1 protein-coding gene is annotated in these 281 nt (G+C 43.1%); it reads right to left on the bottom strand.

Going from position 1 to position 281, the window contains the following annotated elements; all coding sequences use genetic code 11:
• Positions 1 to 281, bottom strand: a 281-nt coding sequence (locus MWU78_RS22325) for a hypothetical protein (protein WP_247002032.1), incomplete at both ends; no start/stop codon positions are given.

The following is a 281-nucleotide window of genomic DNA, read 5'->3' as shown; positions in this document are numbered from 1 at the left end:
GCGTTGTCCGCGGCTCCTTGTTACCGCATAGTCCTTTATTATGGTTTGAATTTCGACCTTAGACTTGTCTTTGGCGTTTTTAATACTGTCCTCTAATACTTGGCGCATTTCTTTAACCATGCGGGCCAGGTGGTCACGGTCCCCCCCTAAAATCTCACAATAAACAGACGCGATATTTTCGCACCCGCTTTCAAACTCCCGGAACACACTTTGAATGTTAATAACCATTATTTTTTGCACCATTTCAACCGGCATTAACTCCCCTCTTATTTTTTCGATTT

The sequence above is a fragment of the Arenibacter sp. F26102 genome (assembly GCF_023015865.1).
GTDB lineage: Bacteria > Bacteroidota > Bacteroidia > Flavobacteriales > Flavobacteriaceae > Arenibacter.
This window is presented reverse-complemented; position numbering and strand designations above follow the sequence as displayed.